Below are 15735 nucleotides of genomic sequence, written 5' to 3' on the forward strand. Positions count from 1 at the left end.
CCTCATGTCGAGATCCCGTCGGCCGTGGCCCGCGGCGCGGACTCTCCCGGCTCCCCGTTCCGCAGCAGCTCTTCGATCAGCCGGACGGCCTCCGGTACGGCGTCGGACACCGGCGGACTGAGACCGATGCCCTCGTCCACCGCGGCCGGTTCGCATCCGACGACCAGGACGCGCCGCGGCGGCTCGCCGCCGGTCCCGGCGCACAGGGTGCCCAGCAGCGCCAGGACGGCGTCGGGGGTCATCCGGTGGCCGTCCAGGGCGGGCGTGCCGGGCGGCGGGCCCGCGCCGCCGACGTCGTGTTCGATCACGTACAGCGTGCCGGGGGCTTCGCCGCGCGCGGTGGCGTCCACCAGGACGAGGGTGTCGTAGCCGTCCAGGAGCTGGTAGGCGAGGTGCACCCCGCGCACTCCGATGTCCACGACCTCGACGTGTCCGGGCAGGTCGCGCTCGGCGAGCCGGCGGGCGGTCTCCACACCGAAGCCGTCGTCCGTGAGGAAGATGTTGCCGATGCCCGCCACGAGCGTCCTCGGAGCTGCCGGTGCGGGAAGGTTCATGCGTCGTCCTCCGCCGGGGTGACCTCGTCGGGCTGGAAGTACAGGAACCGGCCCTGCTCGCGGCGGATGTCGGCGCCCGGGTCACCGTCGACCGTGACCGCCAGGTGCACCCCGCCGTCGACGTCGTGCAGCACCGCCTCGACCGTCGCGGTGCGGCCGCGCAGGAAGATGTCCTGCGCGTCGGTGCGCCGCAGGCCCGGGCGCAGCTCGACGCGGCTGCCCTTGCCCACCGGCAGGCCGTCCACCAGCACGTGGTCCTTCGCCGGGTCGAAGCCCGCCTCGCTCGCGGGGTCCCACCAGGGGGTGTCCGGGCGCTGCACCCCGTGCTCGTCGGGGAAGCCGATGTCCGCGGCGACGGGGGCCGGGCCGGTTGCCTCACGCAGACTGCGCACCGCCCCGTGCAGCCGCTCCAGGACCTCGGCCGGCATCGAGTCCGCCAGCTCGATCACGGCGGCCGCCCGCTCGTCGGTGCCTCGGGCCTCACGCTTCTCCTCGTCGGTGAGGGCCGCGGTGCGCAGCGCGAGGATCTCGTCGATCTCGGTGGCGTCGTAGAGCGCGCCGGGGCTCTCCGGTGCGATGGCCGGATGGTCCTCCAGGATGATCGGCGAGGACAGTACGAGGTCGGCTGTGCCGGTCTCGCCGGCGAGCACGGGCCAGGTGTGCAGGTTGCGGCAGGCGGCGACCGCGCCCTTCGCCCACTCGGGGGGATCGGTCATCGACAGGAACGATCCGGCGCTGAGGGCCATCAGGAGGTGGGTGGCCACCAGGGAGTGCGGCAGTGCCGCGTCCCGGCCGGCGTCGCGGGCCTCGGACGGCGTCCAGTCACTGGTGTTCTCGACGACGGCCGTCAGCCGCAGGACCCGGTAGGGGCCGTCGAGTTCGCGCGCGGACAGCCGGATCGTCCCGTTGATCTCCTCGCACCGCCGCAGGAGCCGGCCGACGGTGCGGCCGGCCGCGTCCAGGACGGGTTCGGTCTCCTCCCGGGCGGGGCGCCGGAAGGGATGGGTGACGCCGTCGCCGAGGAGTTCGTCCACCGGGGCGACCACCTCGACCCGCTCCTCGCCGCCCTCGTCCCAGGGCACCAGCACCCGGTCGTCGAGGCGGAGTTCGGCGACCGTCTCGAAGCCGCCGTCCGGGCGTACCCGCTGCACGGTGCGCCGTCGGGCGTGCAGGAAGCGCACCTCGACGGAGAGGGTCGCGCCCGCCTTCGGCTCCATCAGGCATTCGGTGTGCTGGAAGTCGTGCTCCTCGCACTCCGCGCCCCAGCCGGGCGGCACCAGCACCCCGAACTGCCAGCGCAGCCGGTTCTTGGCCGCCGAGGCGCGGTACGGGTAGAGCACATAGCCCTCGAAGAGGACGGCGTCGGCCACCTGCCGGGCGAGGGCGAACCGCTCCTCCGTCTCGGAGGCGAACGCGGTCACGGTCACGGATCCGTCCTTCCGGTGGTGCCGGTGAGCGCGCGCAGCGGGTCGCGCCGGGGCGGGTCGGCGCCGCCGCTGTCGTCGAGCAGGGCCTTGAGGGTGGCGTCCCAGGAGGGCAGCGCGTGCCGGGAGCGGTAGGCGAGGAGGGCGTCCATGGTGTCGCGCGGCAGCCGGATCCAGCCGCATCCGGGGAAGTGCTGCTCGACCATCTCCCGCCAGGTCGCGACCGGCATCCGGAACACCGCCTCCCGGTCCCACGGCACCGGCTCGACCCGGAAGCCGCCTTCGCCGATGAACGCCGTACCGGAGAACAGCATCAGCAGCGGGACCTCTCCGGTGGTGAGGGCGTCCAGGTAGCGGGTCGCCGCGATGTCCATGTCGTAGGTGCACGGGACGACGAGGTCGGTTTCGGTCTCTCCGGTGAAGCCGGGGACCATGAGCGAGATCTGCGCGAACTGCACCGGCTGGAGCGTGCTGCCCCAGCGCGAGCGCTCGCCGAAGAGATCCGCCAGCCCGTCGGCCTCGGCGGACTCGTAGCCGCGGCGGGCGGGTTCGATGCGGATCTGGCAGCGCAGCGCGAGGGCGTGCACGCGCGCGCCGTCCGCGGCGGTGACGCGCAGTCGGAAGACGAGGGTGGGTCCGGCGGCGTAGCGGTCGGCGCGGACGCCGGTGCAGGCGAAGGAGAACTCCGTCATGGCCGCGGCTCCTCGTCCACCGGCCGGGCGCGTCGCGCGACGTCCGCGAAGAACGCGTCCAGCGCCGCCCGGGCCTCGGCCCCGCCGTCGAAGCCCTGCCACAACAGGCGCATGCGGCCCACCAGTTCGTAGCAGATGTCGATCGGTACGAGGTGGAGCTCGAAGCGGCCCTCGGTGCGGCGCAGCAGCAGCGCCTCCACGTCGGGTTCGAGCAGCCCGGCGAGGCGGCTGCCGCCGAGGACCGCCGTCCAGGTGGCCGGTTCGAGTTCGCTCTCGGTGGCTCCGGCCGGGCTCGGATAGAGGGCGACCAGCCGGTCGAGCGCCGCGTTGCGGAAGAGGAAGGCGACGCCGACCGGGATCTGCAACGCCTCCCACGCGCTCTCGTCGAGACGATGTACGGGGTCGGTGAGGTAGCGGGCCGGGACCGTGCGGAAGCGGCCCGCGGCGGCGCCCTGCTGCTGCATCAGCAGGGCGCAGGCGGCACAGGCGCAGACGAGGGCGCGTTTGTCGGTGTCGACCAGATGGCGGTGGTCCGCCTCGACCGGCACGGCGCACAGCTCGCACCGTTCGGGCCGCGGAGGTCGCTCGGTGAGGAACCTCCGCAGGCCGGGGGTGCGCGTCGCCGGGGACGCCGTCATCGGGCGCCCGTCGGTGCCGTGCCGATCTGGAGGAGCGTGGGCCCCGCGGGCGCGGTCTGTACGTCGACCGCGCCGACCTCCGGTGCGAAGCAGGCGAGGGCCGCGCGGGCGGCCTCCCGGGCGCTCTCGCCGGACCCGCATCCGCAGCCGCCCGCCTCCCGGGCCCGCAGGGTCAGGGCGCCGCTCTCCTCGTCGAAGTCCACGACGTCCAGGGGATGTTCGCGGACGCTGTCGAGGGCCCGGGCGATGCGGGTGTCGCGGTCCTCGGGGTGCAGGTCGTGCAGGACGAGGAGGCCGGCGACGAGTTCGTCGCCGAGCAGGCCCGCCACCGGGTCGCCCGGGACGGCCGACAGCAGGTGCAGTACGCGGGCCAGTCCGGCGCCGTAGAAGTCCATGAGGGAGCGGACGAGTTCCTCGGCCGCCTCGACGGCGGCCGGGTCGCCGCTCGCGGCCAGCCGGTCCAGCACCTCCTCGACACGGCGTCCGGTCTGTTCCGCGTCGACGGGTCGCGCCGCCGTGGGCGCGCTCATCCGCCCAGCCCGCTCAGGCCGGTGGGCACGTGCATGGACTTCACCGTCTTGCCGCCCCCGACGTACATGTGGACGCCGCAGGGCAGACAGGGGTCGAAGCTGCGGACGGCGCGCATGATGTCGATGCCCTTGAAGTTCTCCGGGGTGTTCTCCTCGAAGATGGGGGTGTTCTGCACGGCGTCCTCGTACGGGCCGGGCGTGCCGAAGGAGTCCCTGGTGCTGGCGTTCCACGGGGTGGGCGGGTACGGGTGGTAGTTGGCGATCTTGCCGTCGCGGATCACCATGTGGTGGGAGAGGACGCCGCGGACCGCCTCGGTGAAGCCGACGCCGAGCCCCTCGTCCGGGACCTCGAACTTCTCCCAGGTCTGGGTGCGTCCGGCGCGGACCTCCTCGAGGCCCTTCTCCGCGCAGTGCAGGGCGACCGCGGCGGCGTACGCCTGGAAGTAGGTGCGCGCGCGGTTGCGCTCCAGGGCGTTGGACCACTTCGGGATCTTCCACTCGAAGCTGGTCTCCGGCTTGGTCATGGTGCGCGGCAGGTTGATGACCACGCTGTGGCCGGTGGCCTTGACGTACCCGATGTCGACGAGCCCGGACAGCGCCGTGGACCACAGGCGGGCGATGGGGCCGCCGCCGGTGTCCAGGGCGAGGTGGTCCTTGCCGTCGAACCAGCGCGGGGACATGACCCAGCTGTACTTGTCGTCGAAGTTCCGCTTCTGCGGGGCGGGGATGGTGTGCTGGTTCCACGGGTGGCGCGGGTCCACCGGGTTGCCGAGCGGGTCGTGGGTGACGAACTGCTCCTGGCCCTGCCAGTCCTCGTAGTACGAGCTGCCCAGCAGGATGCGGATGCCGAGGTTGATGTCGGTGAGGTCGTTGGTGACGAGCTTGCCGTCCACGACGACACCGGGCGTGACGAACATCCGCCGGCCCCAGTCGGACATGTTGGCGTAGGTGAAGTCGCAGTACTCGGGGTCGTTGAGCGCGCCCCAGCAGCCGAGCAGGACCCGGCGGCGGCCCACTTCCTCGTAGCCCGGCAGCGCTTCGTAGAAGAAGTCGAAGAGGTCGTCGTGCAGCGGCACGACGCGCTTCATGAACTCGACGTACCGCATCAGGCGGCTGAGGTAGTCCGTGAAGAGCTGTACGGAGGCGATGGTGCCGACGCCGCCCGGGTAGAGCGTGGAGGGGTGCACATGGCGGCCCTCCATCAGGCAGAACATCTCGCGCGTGTACCGGCTGACCTGGAGGGCCTCGCGGTAGAACTCGCCTTCGAGGGGGTTCAGCGAGCGCATGATGTCGGCGATGGTGCGGTAGCCGTGCTCGGCCGCGTGCGGGGCCTCGGTGCGTTCGGCGAGTTCGAGGACGCCGGGGTTGGTCTCCCTGACCATCTTCTCGCAGTAGTCGACCCCCACCAGGTTCTCCTGGAAGATGTTGTGGTCGAACATGTACTCCGCGGACTCGCCGAGGTTGATGATCCACTCAGCGAGGTGCGGGGGCTTCACCCCGTACGCCATGTTCTGCGCGTACACCGAACAGGTGGCGTGGTTGTCGCCGCAGATTCCGCAGATGCGGCTGGTGATGAAGTGGGCGTCGCGGGGGTCCTTGCCGCGCATGAAGACGCTGTAGCCGCGGAAGACAGACGAGGTGCTGTAGCACTCCGCGACCCGCTTCTGCTTGAAGTCGATCTTCGTGTGGATGCCGAGGGAACCCACGATCCGGGTGATCGGGTCCCAGGCCATCTCCACCAGGCCGCTGCCGTCGCCGGCCGCCTTCGTCCTTGCCATCGTCTTTGCCGTGCCCTTCGTTGCGCGGGGTTCGGTTGTGGGGGTGCGCGAAGCAGAAGCGGGTCACTCGCGGTGGGGCGTCACCAGGGAGGCCGGTAGCCGGTGGTGATCTTCTCTCCGGTGCGGCGCCACTTGGGCTCCTGGTCCACCGTCTTCGCCGTGATCGAGCGCAGCTTGCGGACCACGGCTCCGTAGGCGCCGCTGGCCGTGCTGGAGATCTTGGCTCCGGGCGGCTCGTCCATGAACGGCATGAACTTGTCGGGGAAGCCGGGCATGGTGCAGGCGATGCAGATGCCGCCGACGTTCGGACAGCCGCCGATGCCGTTCATCCACCCGCGCTTGGGCACGTTGCACTTGACGACCGGGCCCCAACAGCCCAGCTTGACCAGGCACTTCGGCGAGTCGTACGACAGGGCGAACTCACCCTGCTCGTAGTAGCCCGCGCGGTCGCAGCCCTCGTGGACGGTGGCCCCGAACAGCCAGGTGGGACGCAGCTTGTCGTCCAGCGGGATCATCGGGGCGGCGCCGGTCGCCTGGTAGAGCAGGTACGTGAGCGTCTCGGAGAAGTTGTCGGGCTGGATCGGGCAGCCGGGGACGCACACGATGGGGATGCCGGCCTGGGACTTCCAGTCCCAGCCGAGATAGTCCGGCAGGCCCATGGCGCCGGTCGGGTTGCCCGCCATGGCGTGGATGCCGCCGTAGGTGGCGCAGGTGCCGATGGCGACGACCGCCAGCGCCTTGGGGGCGAGCCGGTCGATCCACTCGCTGGTGGTGATCGGCTGGCCGGTCTCCGGGTTGTCGCCGAAGCCGCACCAGTAGCCCTCGGGCTTGATCGCCTCGTTGGGGATGGAGCCCTCGACGACCAGCACGAACGGGTCGATCTCGCCCCGCTCGCCCTTGAAGAACCACTCGATGAACGTGTCCGCGCCGCCGACCGGACCGCACTCGAAGTCGATCAGCGGCCAGTGGACGGCGATCTTCGGCAGCCCCGGCAGCGCGCCGAGCACGATCTCCTCGATGCTGGGCTGCATGGCCGCCGTCAACGCGACCGAGTCGCCGTCACAGCTCAGCCCCGCGTTGATCCAGAGAATGTGGATCGTGGGTGTCTCGTCGGCGGGCGCAGCGCCGACCGTCTTCGTCGTCGCCTCAGTCATGGGACCGCCTCCTGGGGAGGTGAGGAATGAAAGCCCCATTTCAGGACTTTCTGCGTTCATCGGATTCTTGGTATCAGCCGATGGGCCGCGACGGGATGTCATGGGGGGCCGTTCCGGTGAATTCGGCGGCAGACGGGCCCGGATCGGTTTGAGAAGCGGCGAGGTGCGCCGGGGTGCCCGCGGGGCGTTCCTTGTGGACGAACGCCCGGCGCAGCGCGTGGTACGGGGCGTCCGGGTCGTCGAAGGTCATCCGCATCCGGGCGAGCTCCCGCTCCCGGTACGCGGCCAGGGGGGTTTCGCTCTCCCGGCGCTCCAGCTCCGTCTTCTTCGCGGCGATCCGGGTCCCCGTCGCCGGCAGGGCGGCCAGGTGCGCGGCCAGGCGGCCGACCTCCCCCGCGAAGGATCCCGGGCCGCCGTCCACCACCCGGTCGACGAGCCCGAGGCCCTGCGCGGTCGCCGCGCTCACCGGCAGCGCCTCCCGCACGAGGCGTTCGGCCACCGCCGGGCCCACCCTGCGGGGCAGGGTGTACGTCCAGTACTCCGAGCCGTACAGGCCCATCAGCCGGTAGTGCGGGTTCAGCACGGCACCCGAGCGGCACCACACCTCGTCCGCCGCCAGGGCGAGCATCACCCCGCCCGCCGCCGCGTTGCCCGCGACCGCCGCGACCACCAGCCGGTCGGTCGTCGTCAGGACCGCCTCGACCAGGTCGTCGATGGCGTTGATGTTCGCCCAGGACTCGGCGGCGGGGTCGTCGGCGGCCTCGATGACGTTGAGGTGGATCCCGTTGGAGAAGAAGTCCCGCTCGCCGCCCAGCACCAGCACCGACGTGGGCCGCGCGCACGCCTCCCGGTAGGCGTCCAGCAGCCGGCGGCACTGCTCGGTGCTCATGGCGCCGCCGGGGAAGGAGAACGACAGGAAACCGACGTCGCCGCTCTCCCGGTAGCGGATGTCCGTCCAGGTGGCCTCCGGCACCTCGGGCAGGGGCGGCAGCCGGTCGCCGAGGGCCGCGACCGCGGGCAGCTTGTACGTCGGCGGCCGCCCGGGGAGCCGCCTGGCCCGCAGCTCCGGGATCCACACGGCGCCGTCCCTGGTGGCCCGGCAGACCGCTCCGGCGCGGGTCGCCAGCAGCTCGCCCGGGCGGCCGCGCAGCACGCTCTCGGGGTGACCGCCGTGCAGGTACCACTCGCCGCCGAGCAGCGCGTCCAGCACACCGGGCTGCGAGTCCGCCGCCCTCAGCTTGCGCAGGACGGTCCCGGTCGCGTCCTCGGCCCAGTCGATCCGCCGGACACTCTGGTCCAGGTACGGACGCGGACGCAGGCGGGCGTCGGCCGCGCGGACCGTGTCCTGCTTGCACGGCACGTGGGTGCCTCCCGCGAAGCGCTCCACCGCCAGCAGGACGGCCTCGAGCGCGGCGTCGGCGATCTCACCCCGGTACAGCTCGCTCTTGGACACCCGGGGCAGCCGACAGGGCACACAGGCCCACACATCACCGGCGTCCATCTCCCCGTCGGCCTGGAGGACGGTGACACCCCACTCGTCGATGCCCTCGTGGATCGCCCAGTCCAGGGAGGACGGTCCGCGGTCGCCCACGGGTCCCGGGTGGACGACGAGACACGTGTGGGCCGCCCACACCTCCTCGGGGATCGCCGACTTCAGCATCGGCGCCACGATCAGCTCCGGCGCGCGCCGTCGCACCGCGTCCGGCAGCGAGCCGCCCGGCAGGGCGAGTTCCACCGCCACCCGGTGGCCGCGGTCGCGCAGCTCGGCATGGACGCGCTGGGTGAGGCTGTTGAACGCGCTGGCTAGGAGCAGGATGTGCACGGCTGCCTCCGGGCGGGACGAACGGCAGGCAGAAATGGCCGCCGCCGCGATCCTCGGCCCGGACGGCCCGCCATCCCCGACGACAGGCGCTCGGATCATCCGAAATCATCCGAAAGCGGGCACGCGTCCGCCGTCCGGTGTCCCCCACCGGCCCGCACCTCGTCCGGGTCGGCCGCCGGAGGGGATCAGCGTCGTCGCAGGCCGCTGGTGATGCGTTCCCACGGGGAGCGGGTGGCTCCGAAATGGGTCTCGTGCGCCCAGATGTGGGTGCACGACCGGCACTGGAGGTGGAGCAGGCTGCCGGCGTTGGAGAGCAGGTAGCGCCAGTGCTCGGAGCAGGTGCGCCCCTGCTCGCAGGTGGCGCAGCCACGACGGTCGTCGCAGTTGGGGCAGGCCACCCAGGCCCGGCGCCCGATGTCGGCCTGGGGGTCAAGCGGCAGCATGGCCACCCCCTCGGCGCGGCAGCACGCCGGCCGCGACCAGCTCGTCGTACATGCGCTGCTGCTCGGCGTCGAGGCCGGAGTACAGCAGCGCGTACGCCGCCTCCTCGTCGCGCAGCGCGGTGACGGGGTCCCAGTCGGGGCCGAGCGCGTCCAGGACATGGGCGCGCCGCAGCATTTCGTGGGCGGTCAGGTCGATGGTCAGGTCGGCCGAGGGGTGGGCGCCGGGCCGGTCCGCGGTGGGCCGGCCCGCCGCGCCGGATTCGTCCGGCTCGTCAGGAAGGGCGCGATCATGGGGGGACATGTGACCGAACGTAGGTAACCCTTCCTCGCCCGGACAAGAGCAGGTGGGAGAAGTCACAGCGGCGCGGGTCCGCCCCACCCCCTGCAGTGGGGCGGAACGACGGTCGTGTTCAGGTCATGACATCACCACCGCTGCCGTCCGCGCACCTGGTGGCCGCGACGCTGATCCCGGCGCCGTCGCGGGGTCCCGCCCGCACTGATCACGGCGCTCCCCCGGCCCGTCCGCAGGCCGCCGTCAGCGCTCGTGCGTGGTGTCGTCCTCGCCCGCCTCCAGCAGGGTGGCGGCCGCGCCGATGATCCGCGGGTCGGGGCGGCCGACGACCTCGTCGTCCTTGTCCGCGTAGTCGAAGCGGGCCAGGACACTGCGCATGGCCTCCACGCGGGCCCGCTTCTTGTCGTTGCTCTTCACCACCGTCCACGGGGCGTGTTCGGTGTCCGTCTCACGGAACATGGCCACCTTGGCGGCGGTGTAGTCGTCCCAGAGGTCGAGGGAGGCCAGGTCCATCGGGCTGAGCTTCCACTGCCGTACGGGGTCGACCTGGCGGATCGTGAACCGTGTGCGCTGCTCGCTCTGCGACACGGAGAACCAGAACTTGACCAGTTCGACCCCGTCGTCCACGAGCATCCGCTCGAACAGGGGTGCCTGGCGCATGAAACGGCGGTACTCGTCGTCCGTGCAGAAGTCCATCACCCGCTCCACACCGGCCCGGTTGTACCAGGACCGGTCCAGCAGGACGATCTCGCCGGCGGTCGGCAGATGTTCGACGTAGCGCTGGAAGTACCACTGCCCGCGCTCGCGTTCGGTCGGCTTCTCCAGGGCGACCACGCGGGCGCCGCGCGGGTTGAGGTGCTCGGTGAACCGCTTGATGGTGCCGCCCTTGCCCGCCGCGTCACGGCCCTCGAAGACGATGACGAGCCGCCGCCCGGTCTCCTTGATCCAGCTCTGCAGCTTCAGCAGTTCTATCTGCTGGAGCCGCTTGTGCAGGTCGTACTCCCTGCGCTCCATGCGCCGGTCGTACGGGTAGTTCTCCCGCCAGGTGTCCACGGGAGCTCCGTCCGGCCGGATCAGCACCGGATCGTCGTGGTCCGTGTAGTCGACGCGCATCCCTGACAGCAGTTGGTCCATCTCGCGATGGAAGCAAGCAGGTGCGTACAAGGGGCGAACGGCGCGCGAAGCCCAGGTGTCCGCTGCGGCGAGGGGGCGCCGGGCGGTGTTCCCCCGGCCCGCCCCGGCCGCGCGCCGACCCGTGCCCGCCGGCACGCCCCGCGCCTGCCGAAGGAGCCCGTGCGGCCAGGAGAGGCCGAGGTCACAGGGGGGAAGCGGCCAAGGTCACAGCCGCGCCCTCTGCTGTCGCTCGGCCCGTCTGGCCTAGCATCCGAGCATGACGGTCCTGCCCGACGACGGGCTTTCGCTGGCCGCCGAGTTCCCTGACGCGACCCATGAGCAGTGGCAACGCCTGGTGGCGGGTGTGCTGCGCAAGTCGGGCAGGGACGTCTCGGACGCGGCAGCCGAGGAGGCCCTGTCCACCGCGCTGGAGGACGGGCTTCACCTCCGGCCCCTGTACAGCGCGCACGACGCCGCACCCGACCCCGGCCTGCCCGGTTTCGCGCCGTTCGTCCGCGGCGGCCGGGCGGAGGGGAACTCCGTCGGCGGCTGGGACGTGCGACAGCAGCACACGGCCGACGGCGCGGTCCTCGCCGATCTGGAGAACGGCGTCACGTCGCTGTGGCTGGTCCTCGGCGACGGCGGCATTCCGGTCTCCTCGCTCGGCCGGGTCCTCGACGGTGTGTATCTCGACCTGGCACCCGTCGTCCTGGACGCCGGAAGTGACGTCGAGTCCGCCGCACAGGAGTTGCTGCGGCTGTACGAGGAGCGGGGCGTCGCCAGGGAGGCGGCGCGCGGCAACCTCGGTGCCGATCCGCTGGGCCACGAGGCCCGTACCGGCCGGGAAGACGACTTCGCGCCCGTGGCCGGTCTCGCGCGCCGGTGCGCCGAGGAGTATCCGGGGCTGCGGGCGTTGACCGTGGACGCGCTGCCCTATCACGAGGCCGGCGGTTCGGCCGCGCAGGAGCTCGGCTGTTCGATGGCGACCGCGGTGGCGTATCTGCGGGAGCTGACCGAGGCGGGCCTACCGGTGGAACACGCCTGCGCCCAGCTGGAGTTCCGGTACGCGGCCACCGCCGACCAGTTCCTGACCGTGGCCAAGCTGCGGGCCGCGCGCCGGCTGTGGGCGCGGGTCACCGAGGTCTGCGGGTCCGCGGTCGGACAGGTGCAGCACGCCGTGACCTCGCCGGTGATGATGGCCCGGCGCGACCCCTGGGTGAACATGCTGCGCACCACCGTCGCCACGCTGGCGGCCGGGGTGGGCGGCGCCGACGCGGTGACCGTGCTGCCCTTCGACCACGCGCTCGGCCTGCCGGACGCCTTCGCGCGGCGCATCGCCCGCAACACGTCCACGATCCTCATCGAGGAGTCGTACCTGTCCCGGGTCGTCGACCCGGCCGGCGGCTCCTGGTACGTGGAGCGGCTCACCGACGAACTCGCCCATGCGGGCTGGGAGTTCTTCCAGGAGATCGAGCGGACGGGCGGCCAGGCGGCCGCGCTGCGCTCGGGCCGGATCGGCCATGACCTGGCGGACACCTGGGAGGCCCGCAGCGCGAAGCTGGCCAAGCGGCGCGAGCCCGTCACCGGCGTCAGCGAGTTCCCGGACCTCGGCGAGCGCCCGGTGGAGCGGACGCCCGCGCCCGCGCCCCGCTCCGGCGGGCTGCCCCGGGTACGGCGCGACGAGTCGTACGAGAGGCTGCGCGCCCGGTCCGACGCACACCTGGCGGCGACCGGATCCCGCCCGCGGGTCTATCTGGCCGCCCTCGGCCCCGCCGCCGCGCACACCGCCCGCGTCGGGTTCGCCGCGAACCTGTTCCAGGCCGGCGGCATCGAGCCCGTCACGGACGGCTCCTTCGCGGACAGCGGCGCCACCGAGGCCGTCCTCTGCTCCAGCGACGCGCTGTACGAGGAGCAGGCGGCGACCCTGGCCCAGGAGCTCAAGGACGCGGGTGCCTCGCACGTGTTCCTGGCGGGCCGCCCGGGGCAGTACCCGGGAGTCGACACGTACGTCTTCGCGGGCTGCGACGCCGTCGCCGTGCTCTCCGCCGCCCTCGACCGCATGGGAGTGTCCTGATGGGAATCCCCGACTTCTCCGGGATCGAACTGGGGACCCCGGCCGCCGACGGCGGCGCCGACGAGTGGCGCACCGCCGTCAAACAGGCCACCGGCGGTGACGAGCCGCTGTGGGAGACGCCGGAGGGCATCGCGGTCAAGCCGCTGTACACGGGCCGTGACCTGGAGGGCCTGGACTTCCTGGGCACCTACCCGGGCGTCGCCCCCTATCTGCGCGGCCCGTACCCGACGATGTACGTCAACCAGCCCTGGACGATCCGCCAGTACGCCGGCTTCTCCACCGCCGAGGAGTCCAACGCCTTCTACCGGCGCAACCTGGCGGCCGGCCAGAAGGGCCTGTCGGTCGCCTTCGACCTGCCCACCCACCGCGGCTACGACAGCGACCACCCGCGCGTGACCGGCGACGTCGGCATGGCAGGCGTGGCCATCGACTCCATCCTCGACATGCGCCAGCTCTTCGACGGCATCCCGCTGGACAAGATGACCGTGTCGATGACGATGAACGGCGCCGTGCTGCCGGTCCTCGCCCTCTACATCGTGGCCGCCGAGGAACAGGGTGTGCCGGCGGAGAAGCTGGCCGGGACCATCCAGAACGACATCCTCAAAGAGTTCATGGTCCGCAACACCTACATCTACCCGCCGAAGCCGTCGATGCGGATCATCTCCGACATCTTCGCCTACACCTCGCAGCGGATGCCCCGCTACAACTCCATCTCGATCTCCGGCTATCACATCCAGGAGGCGGGTGCGACCGCCGACCTGGAGCTCGCGTACACGCTCGCGGACGGCGTGGAGTACATCCGGGCGGGCCGTGAAGTGGGCCTGGACGTGGACGCGTTCGCGCCCCGGCTGTCGTTCTTCTGGGCGATCGGCATGAACTTCTTCATGGAGATCGCCAAGCTGCGCGCGGCCCGCCTGCTGTGGGCGAAGCTGGTGAAGCAGTTCGACCCGCAGAACCCCAAGTCGCTGTCCCTGCGCACCCATTCGCAGACCTCCGGCTGGTCGCTGACCGCGCAGGACGTGTTCAACAACGTGACGCGTACGGCCGTGGAGGCCATGGCCGCGACGCAGGGCCACACGCAGTCGCTGCACACCAACGCCCTGGACGAGGCGCTCGCGCTGCCCACCGACTTCTCCGCCCGCATCGCCCGCAACACCCAGCTGCTGATCCAGCAGGAGTCCGGCACGACCCGGGTGATCGACCCGTGGGGCGGCAGCGCGTACGTCGAGAAGCTGACGTACGACCTCGCCCGCCGGGCCTGGCAGCACATCCAGGAGGTGGAGCAGGCGGGCGGCATGGCCCAGGCCATCGACGCCGGCATCCCCAAGCTGCGGGTGGAGGAGGCGGCGGCCCGCACCCAGGCCCGCATCGACTCCGGACGCCAGCCCGTCATCGGCGTCAACAAGTACCGCGTCGAGACCGACGAAAAGATCGACGTGCTGAAGGTCGACAACTCCTCGGTACGCACCCAGCAGATCGCCAAGCTGCGGCGCCTGCGCGCGGAACGCGACGAGAGCGCCTGCCAGGACTCGCTGGACGCGCTCACCCGCGCCGCCGCCGGCGAGGGCAACCTGCTGGAGCTGGCGGTGAACGCGGCCCGCGCGATGGCCACCGTCGGGGAGATCTCCGACGCCCTGGAGAAGGTCTACGGACGGCACGCGAGCCAGATCCGTACCATCTCCGGCGTGTACCGCAACGAAGCCGGGGAGTCACCGACCGTGGAACGCACCCGCACCCTGGTGGACGCCTTCGAGGAGGCCGAGGGCCGCCGTCCGCGCATCCTGGTCGCCAAGATGGGCCAGGACGGCCACGACCGCGGCCAGAAGGTGATCGCCACCGCCTTCGCCGACCTCGGCTTCGACGTCGACGTCGGCCCGCTGTTCCAGACCCCGGGCGAGGTGGCCCGCCAGGCCGTCGAGGCGGACGTGCACATCGTCGGCGTCTCGTCACTGGCCGCCGGACACCTCACCCTCGTACCGGCGCTGCGCGAGCAACTCGCCGAGGAGGGACGCGAGGACATCATGATCGTGGTCGGCGGAGTGATCCCGCCGCAGGACGTGCCGACGCTCCTGGAGATGGGCGCGGCAGCCGTCTTCCCGCCCGGGACGGTGATCCCGGACGCGGCGTACGACCTGGTCGAACGGCTGTCGGCCGGCCTCGGGCACGAACTCTGAGCCCCATGGCCATCGACCTCGACACGTATGTGAAGGGTGTACTCGACGGCAAGCGGGCCCTGGTGGCCCGCGCGATCACGCTCGTGGAGTCCACCCGGCCCGATCACCGCGCGCTGGCCCAGGGGTTGCTGACCGAGCTGCTTCCGCACAGCGGCAAGGCGCGGCGGATCGGCGTCAGCGGGGTGCCGGGCGTGGGCAAGTCGACGTTCATCGACGCCTTCGGCACCATGCTGACCGGACTGGGCCACCGGGTAGCCGTCCTTGCCGTGGACCCGTCCTCCAGCCGGACCGGCGGCTCGATCCTCGGCGACAAGACGCGGATGGAACGCCTGGCCGTCGACCCGGCGGCCTTCGTCCGTCCCTCCCCGACCTCGGGCACGCTGGGCGGGGTGGCCAAGGCGACGCGCGAGTCGATCGTGGTGATGGAGGCCGCCGGCTACGACGTCGTCCTGGTGGAGACCGTCGGCGTCGGCCAGTCGGAGACCGCGGTCGCCAACATGGTCGACTCCTTCCTGCTGCTCACCCTCGCCCGCACCGGCGACCAGCTCCAGGGCATCAAGAAGGGCGTCCTGGAACTGGCCGACGTCATCGCCGTCAACAAGGCGGACGGCCCGCACGAACGCGACGCCCGCGCCGCGGCCCGTGAACTGGCGGGCGCCCTGCGGCTCATGCACGGCAGGGACGCCGCCTGGACCCCGCCGGTCCTCAGTTGCAGCGCCCGCGAGGCGGCCGGCCTGGACACCGTCTGGGAGCGCCTCGAACAGCACCGCACCCTGCTCGACTCCACCGGCCGGCTCGCCGCCAAGCGCCGCGAGCAGCAGGTCGACTGGACCTGGTCCATGGTCCGCGACGAACTCCTCGGCCGCCTGCACGCCGCCCCGGCGGTACGGTCCCTGGCACCCGCCCTCGAACAACAGGTCAGAGACGGCGAGTTGACGGCCACACTGGCCGCGGAGCGCATCCTGAAGGTGTTCGGCGGAGAGGAGAACTGAGGAACTGCCCACGCACGTTCGCGTGGGTCTGCCGCTCCGGTGCCGCACTCCCCCG

Annotated in this window: 14 protein-coding genes; 3 read left to right on the forward strand and 11 right to left on the reverse strand. The window is 71.9% G+C overall.

Annotation, left to right across the window (positions count from 1 at the left end; all coding sequences use genetic code 11):
* Window positions 1–2 precede the first annotated feature (2 nt).
* The 11 genes from OG933_RS04210 to ppk2 all read right to left on the reverse strand — a co-directional run bounded on the left by OG933_RS04210 (window position 3) and on the right by ppk2 (window position 10461).
* Window positions 3–554, reverse strand: a complete 552-nt coding sequence (locus OG933_RS04210) for a hydrogenase maturation protease (RefSeq protein ID WP_405625443.1) — start codon at window positions 552–554, stop codon at window positions 3–5.
* Entirely contained in the window at window positions 551–1981 is a 1431-nt protein-coding gene (locus tag OG933_RS04215; RefSeq protein ID WP_405625445.1) for a hypothetical protein, read from the reverse strand. Before OG933_RS04215 ends, OG933_RS04210 begins: the two co-directional genes overlap by 4 nt.
* On the reverse strand, window positions 1978–2670 hold the full coding sequence (locus OG933_RS04220) for a DUF6084 family protein (RefSeq protein ID WP_362521952.1): 693 nt from the start codon (window positions 2668–2670) through the stop codon (window positions 1978–1980). The genes OG933_RS04215 and OG933_RS04220 overlap by 4 nt, the downstream gene beginning before the upstream one ends.
* Entirely contained in the window at window positions 2667–3308 is a 642-nt protein-coding gene (locus tag OG933_RS04225; RefSeq protein ID WP_405625446.1) for a DUF5947 family protein, read from the reverse strand. Before OG933_RS04225 ends, OG933_RS04220 begins: the two co-directional genes overlap by 4 nt.
* Complete coding sequence (locus OG933_RS04230; protein ID WP_362521956.1) at window positions 3305–3838, reverse strand: hypothetical protein; 534 nt, start codon at window positions 3836–3838, stop codon at window positions 3305–3307. The genes OG933_RS04225 and OG933_RS04230 overlap by 4 nt, the downstream gene beginning before the upstream one ends.
* Window positions 3835–5616 carry a nickel-dependent hydrogenase large subunit gene (locus tag OG933_RS04235; protein ID WP_362521958.1) on the reverse strand — a complete coding sequence of 594 codons (1782 nt, stop codon included), beginning with the start codon at window positions 5614–5616 and terminating at the stop codon, window positions 3835–3837. The genes OG933_RS04230 and OG933_RS04235 overlap by 4 nt, the downstream gene beginning before the upstream one ends.
* A gap of 80 nt (window positions 5617–5696) precedes the next feature.
* The gene (locus tag OG933_RS04240; protein ID WP_362521960.1) at window positions 5697–6770 is read right to left on the reverse strand and encodes a hydrogenase expression protein HypE; all 1074 of its coding nucleotides are present in this window, start codon (window positions 6768–6770) and stop codon (window positions 5697–5699) included.
* Window positions 6771–6843: 73 nt separating this feature from the next.
* A complete protein-coding gene (locus tag OG933_RS04245) occupies window positions 6844–8592 on the reverse strand; it encodes an enoyl-CoA hydratase-related protein (RefSeq protein WP_405625449.1) in 1749 nt (582 codons plus the stop codon).
* Window positions 8593–8777: 185 nt separating this feature from the next.
* On the reverse strand, window positions 8778–9035 hold the full coding sequence (locus tag OG933_RS04250) for a hypothetical protein (protein ID WP_142267680.1): 258 nt from the start codon (window positions 9033–9035) through the stop codon (window positions 8778–8780).
* Entirely contained in the window at window positions 9022–9336 is a 315-nt protein-coding gene (locus tag OG933_RS04255; protein ID WP_405625451.1) for a DUF6400 family protein, read from the reverse strand. The genes OG933_RS04250 and OG933_RS04255 overlap by 14 nt, the downstream gene beginning before the upstream one ends.
* A 234-nt stretch (window positions 9337–9570) precedes the next feature.
* The gene (ppk2, locus tag OG933_RS04260) at window positions 9571–10461 is read right to left on the reverse strand and encodes a polyphosphate kinase 2 (RefSeq protein ID WP_405625452.1); all 891 of its coding nucleotides are present in this window, start codon (window positions 10459–10461) and stop codon (window positions 9571–9573) included.
* A gap of 256 nt (window positions 10462–10717) precedes the next feature.
* Between ppk2 and OG933_RS04265 the strand changes: the two genes are divergently transcribed.
* Genes OG933_RS04265 through meaB form a run of 3 tightly spaced genes read left to right on the forward strand, consistent with a single transcriptional unit; the run spans window position 10718 to window position 15680 of the window.
* Window positions 10718–12514: a methylmalonyl-CoA mutase family protein gene (locus OG933_RS04265; protein WP_405625454.1), complete on the forward strand. Its 1797-nt coding sequence runs from the start codon at window positions 10718–10720 to the stop codon at window positions 12512–12514.
* On the forward strand, window positions 12514–14688 hold the full coding sequence (scpA, locus tag OG933_RS04270; protein WP_362521969.1) for a methylmalonyl-CoA mutase: 2175 nt from the start codon (window positions 12514–12516) through the stop codon (window positions 14686–14688). Before OG933_RS04265 ends, scpA begins: the two co-directional genes overlap by 1 nt.
* A 5-nt stretch (window positions 14689–14693) precedes the next feature.
* Window positions 14694–15680, forward strand: coding sequence for a methylmalonyl Co-A mutase-associated GTPase MeaB (meaB, locus tag OG933_RS04275; RefSeq protein ID WP_054239028.1), 987 nt, complete (start codon window positions 14694–14696; stop codon window positions 15678–15680).
* The last annotated feature ends 55 nt before the right edge of the window (window positions 15681–15735 follow it).

The organism is Streptomyces sp. NBC_00016, assembly GCF_045040885.1.
Lineage (GTDB): Bacteria > Actinomycetota > Actinomycetes > Streptomycetales > Streptomycetaceae > Streptomyces > Streptomyces coriariae.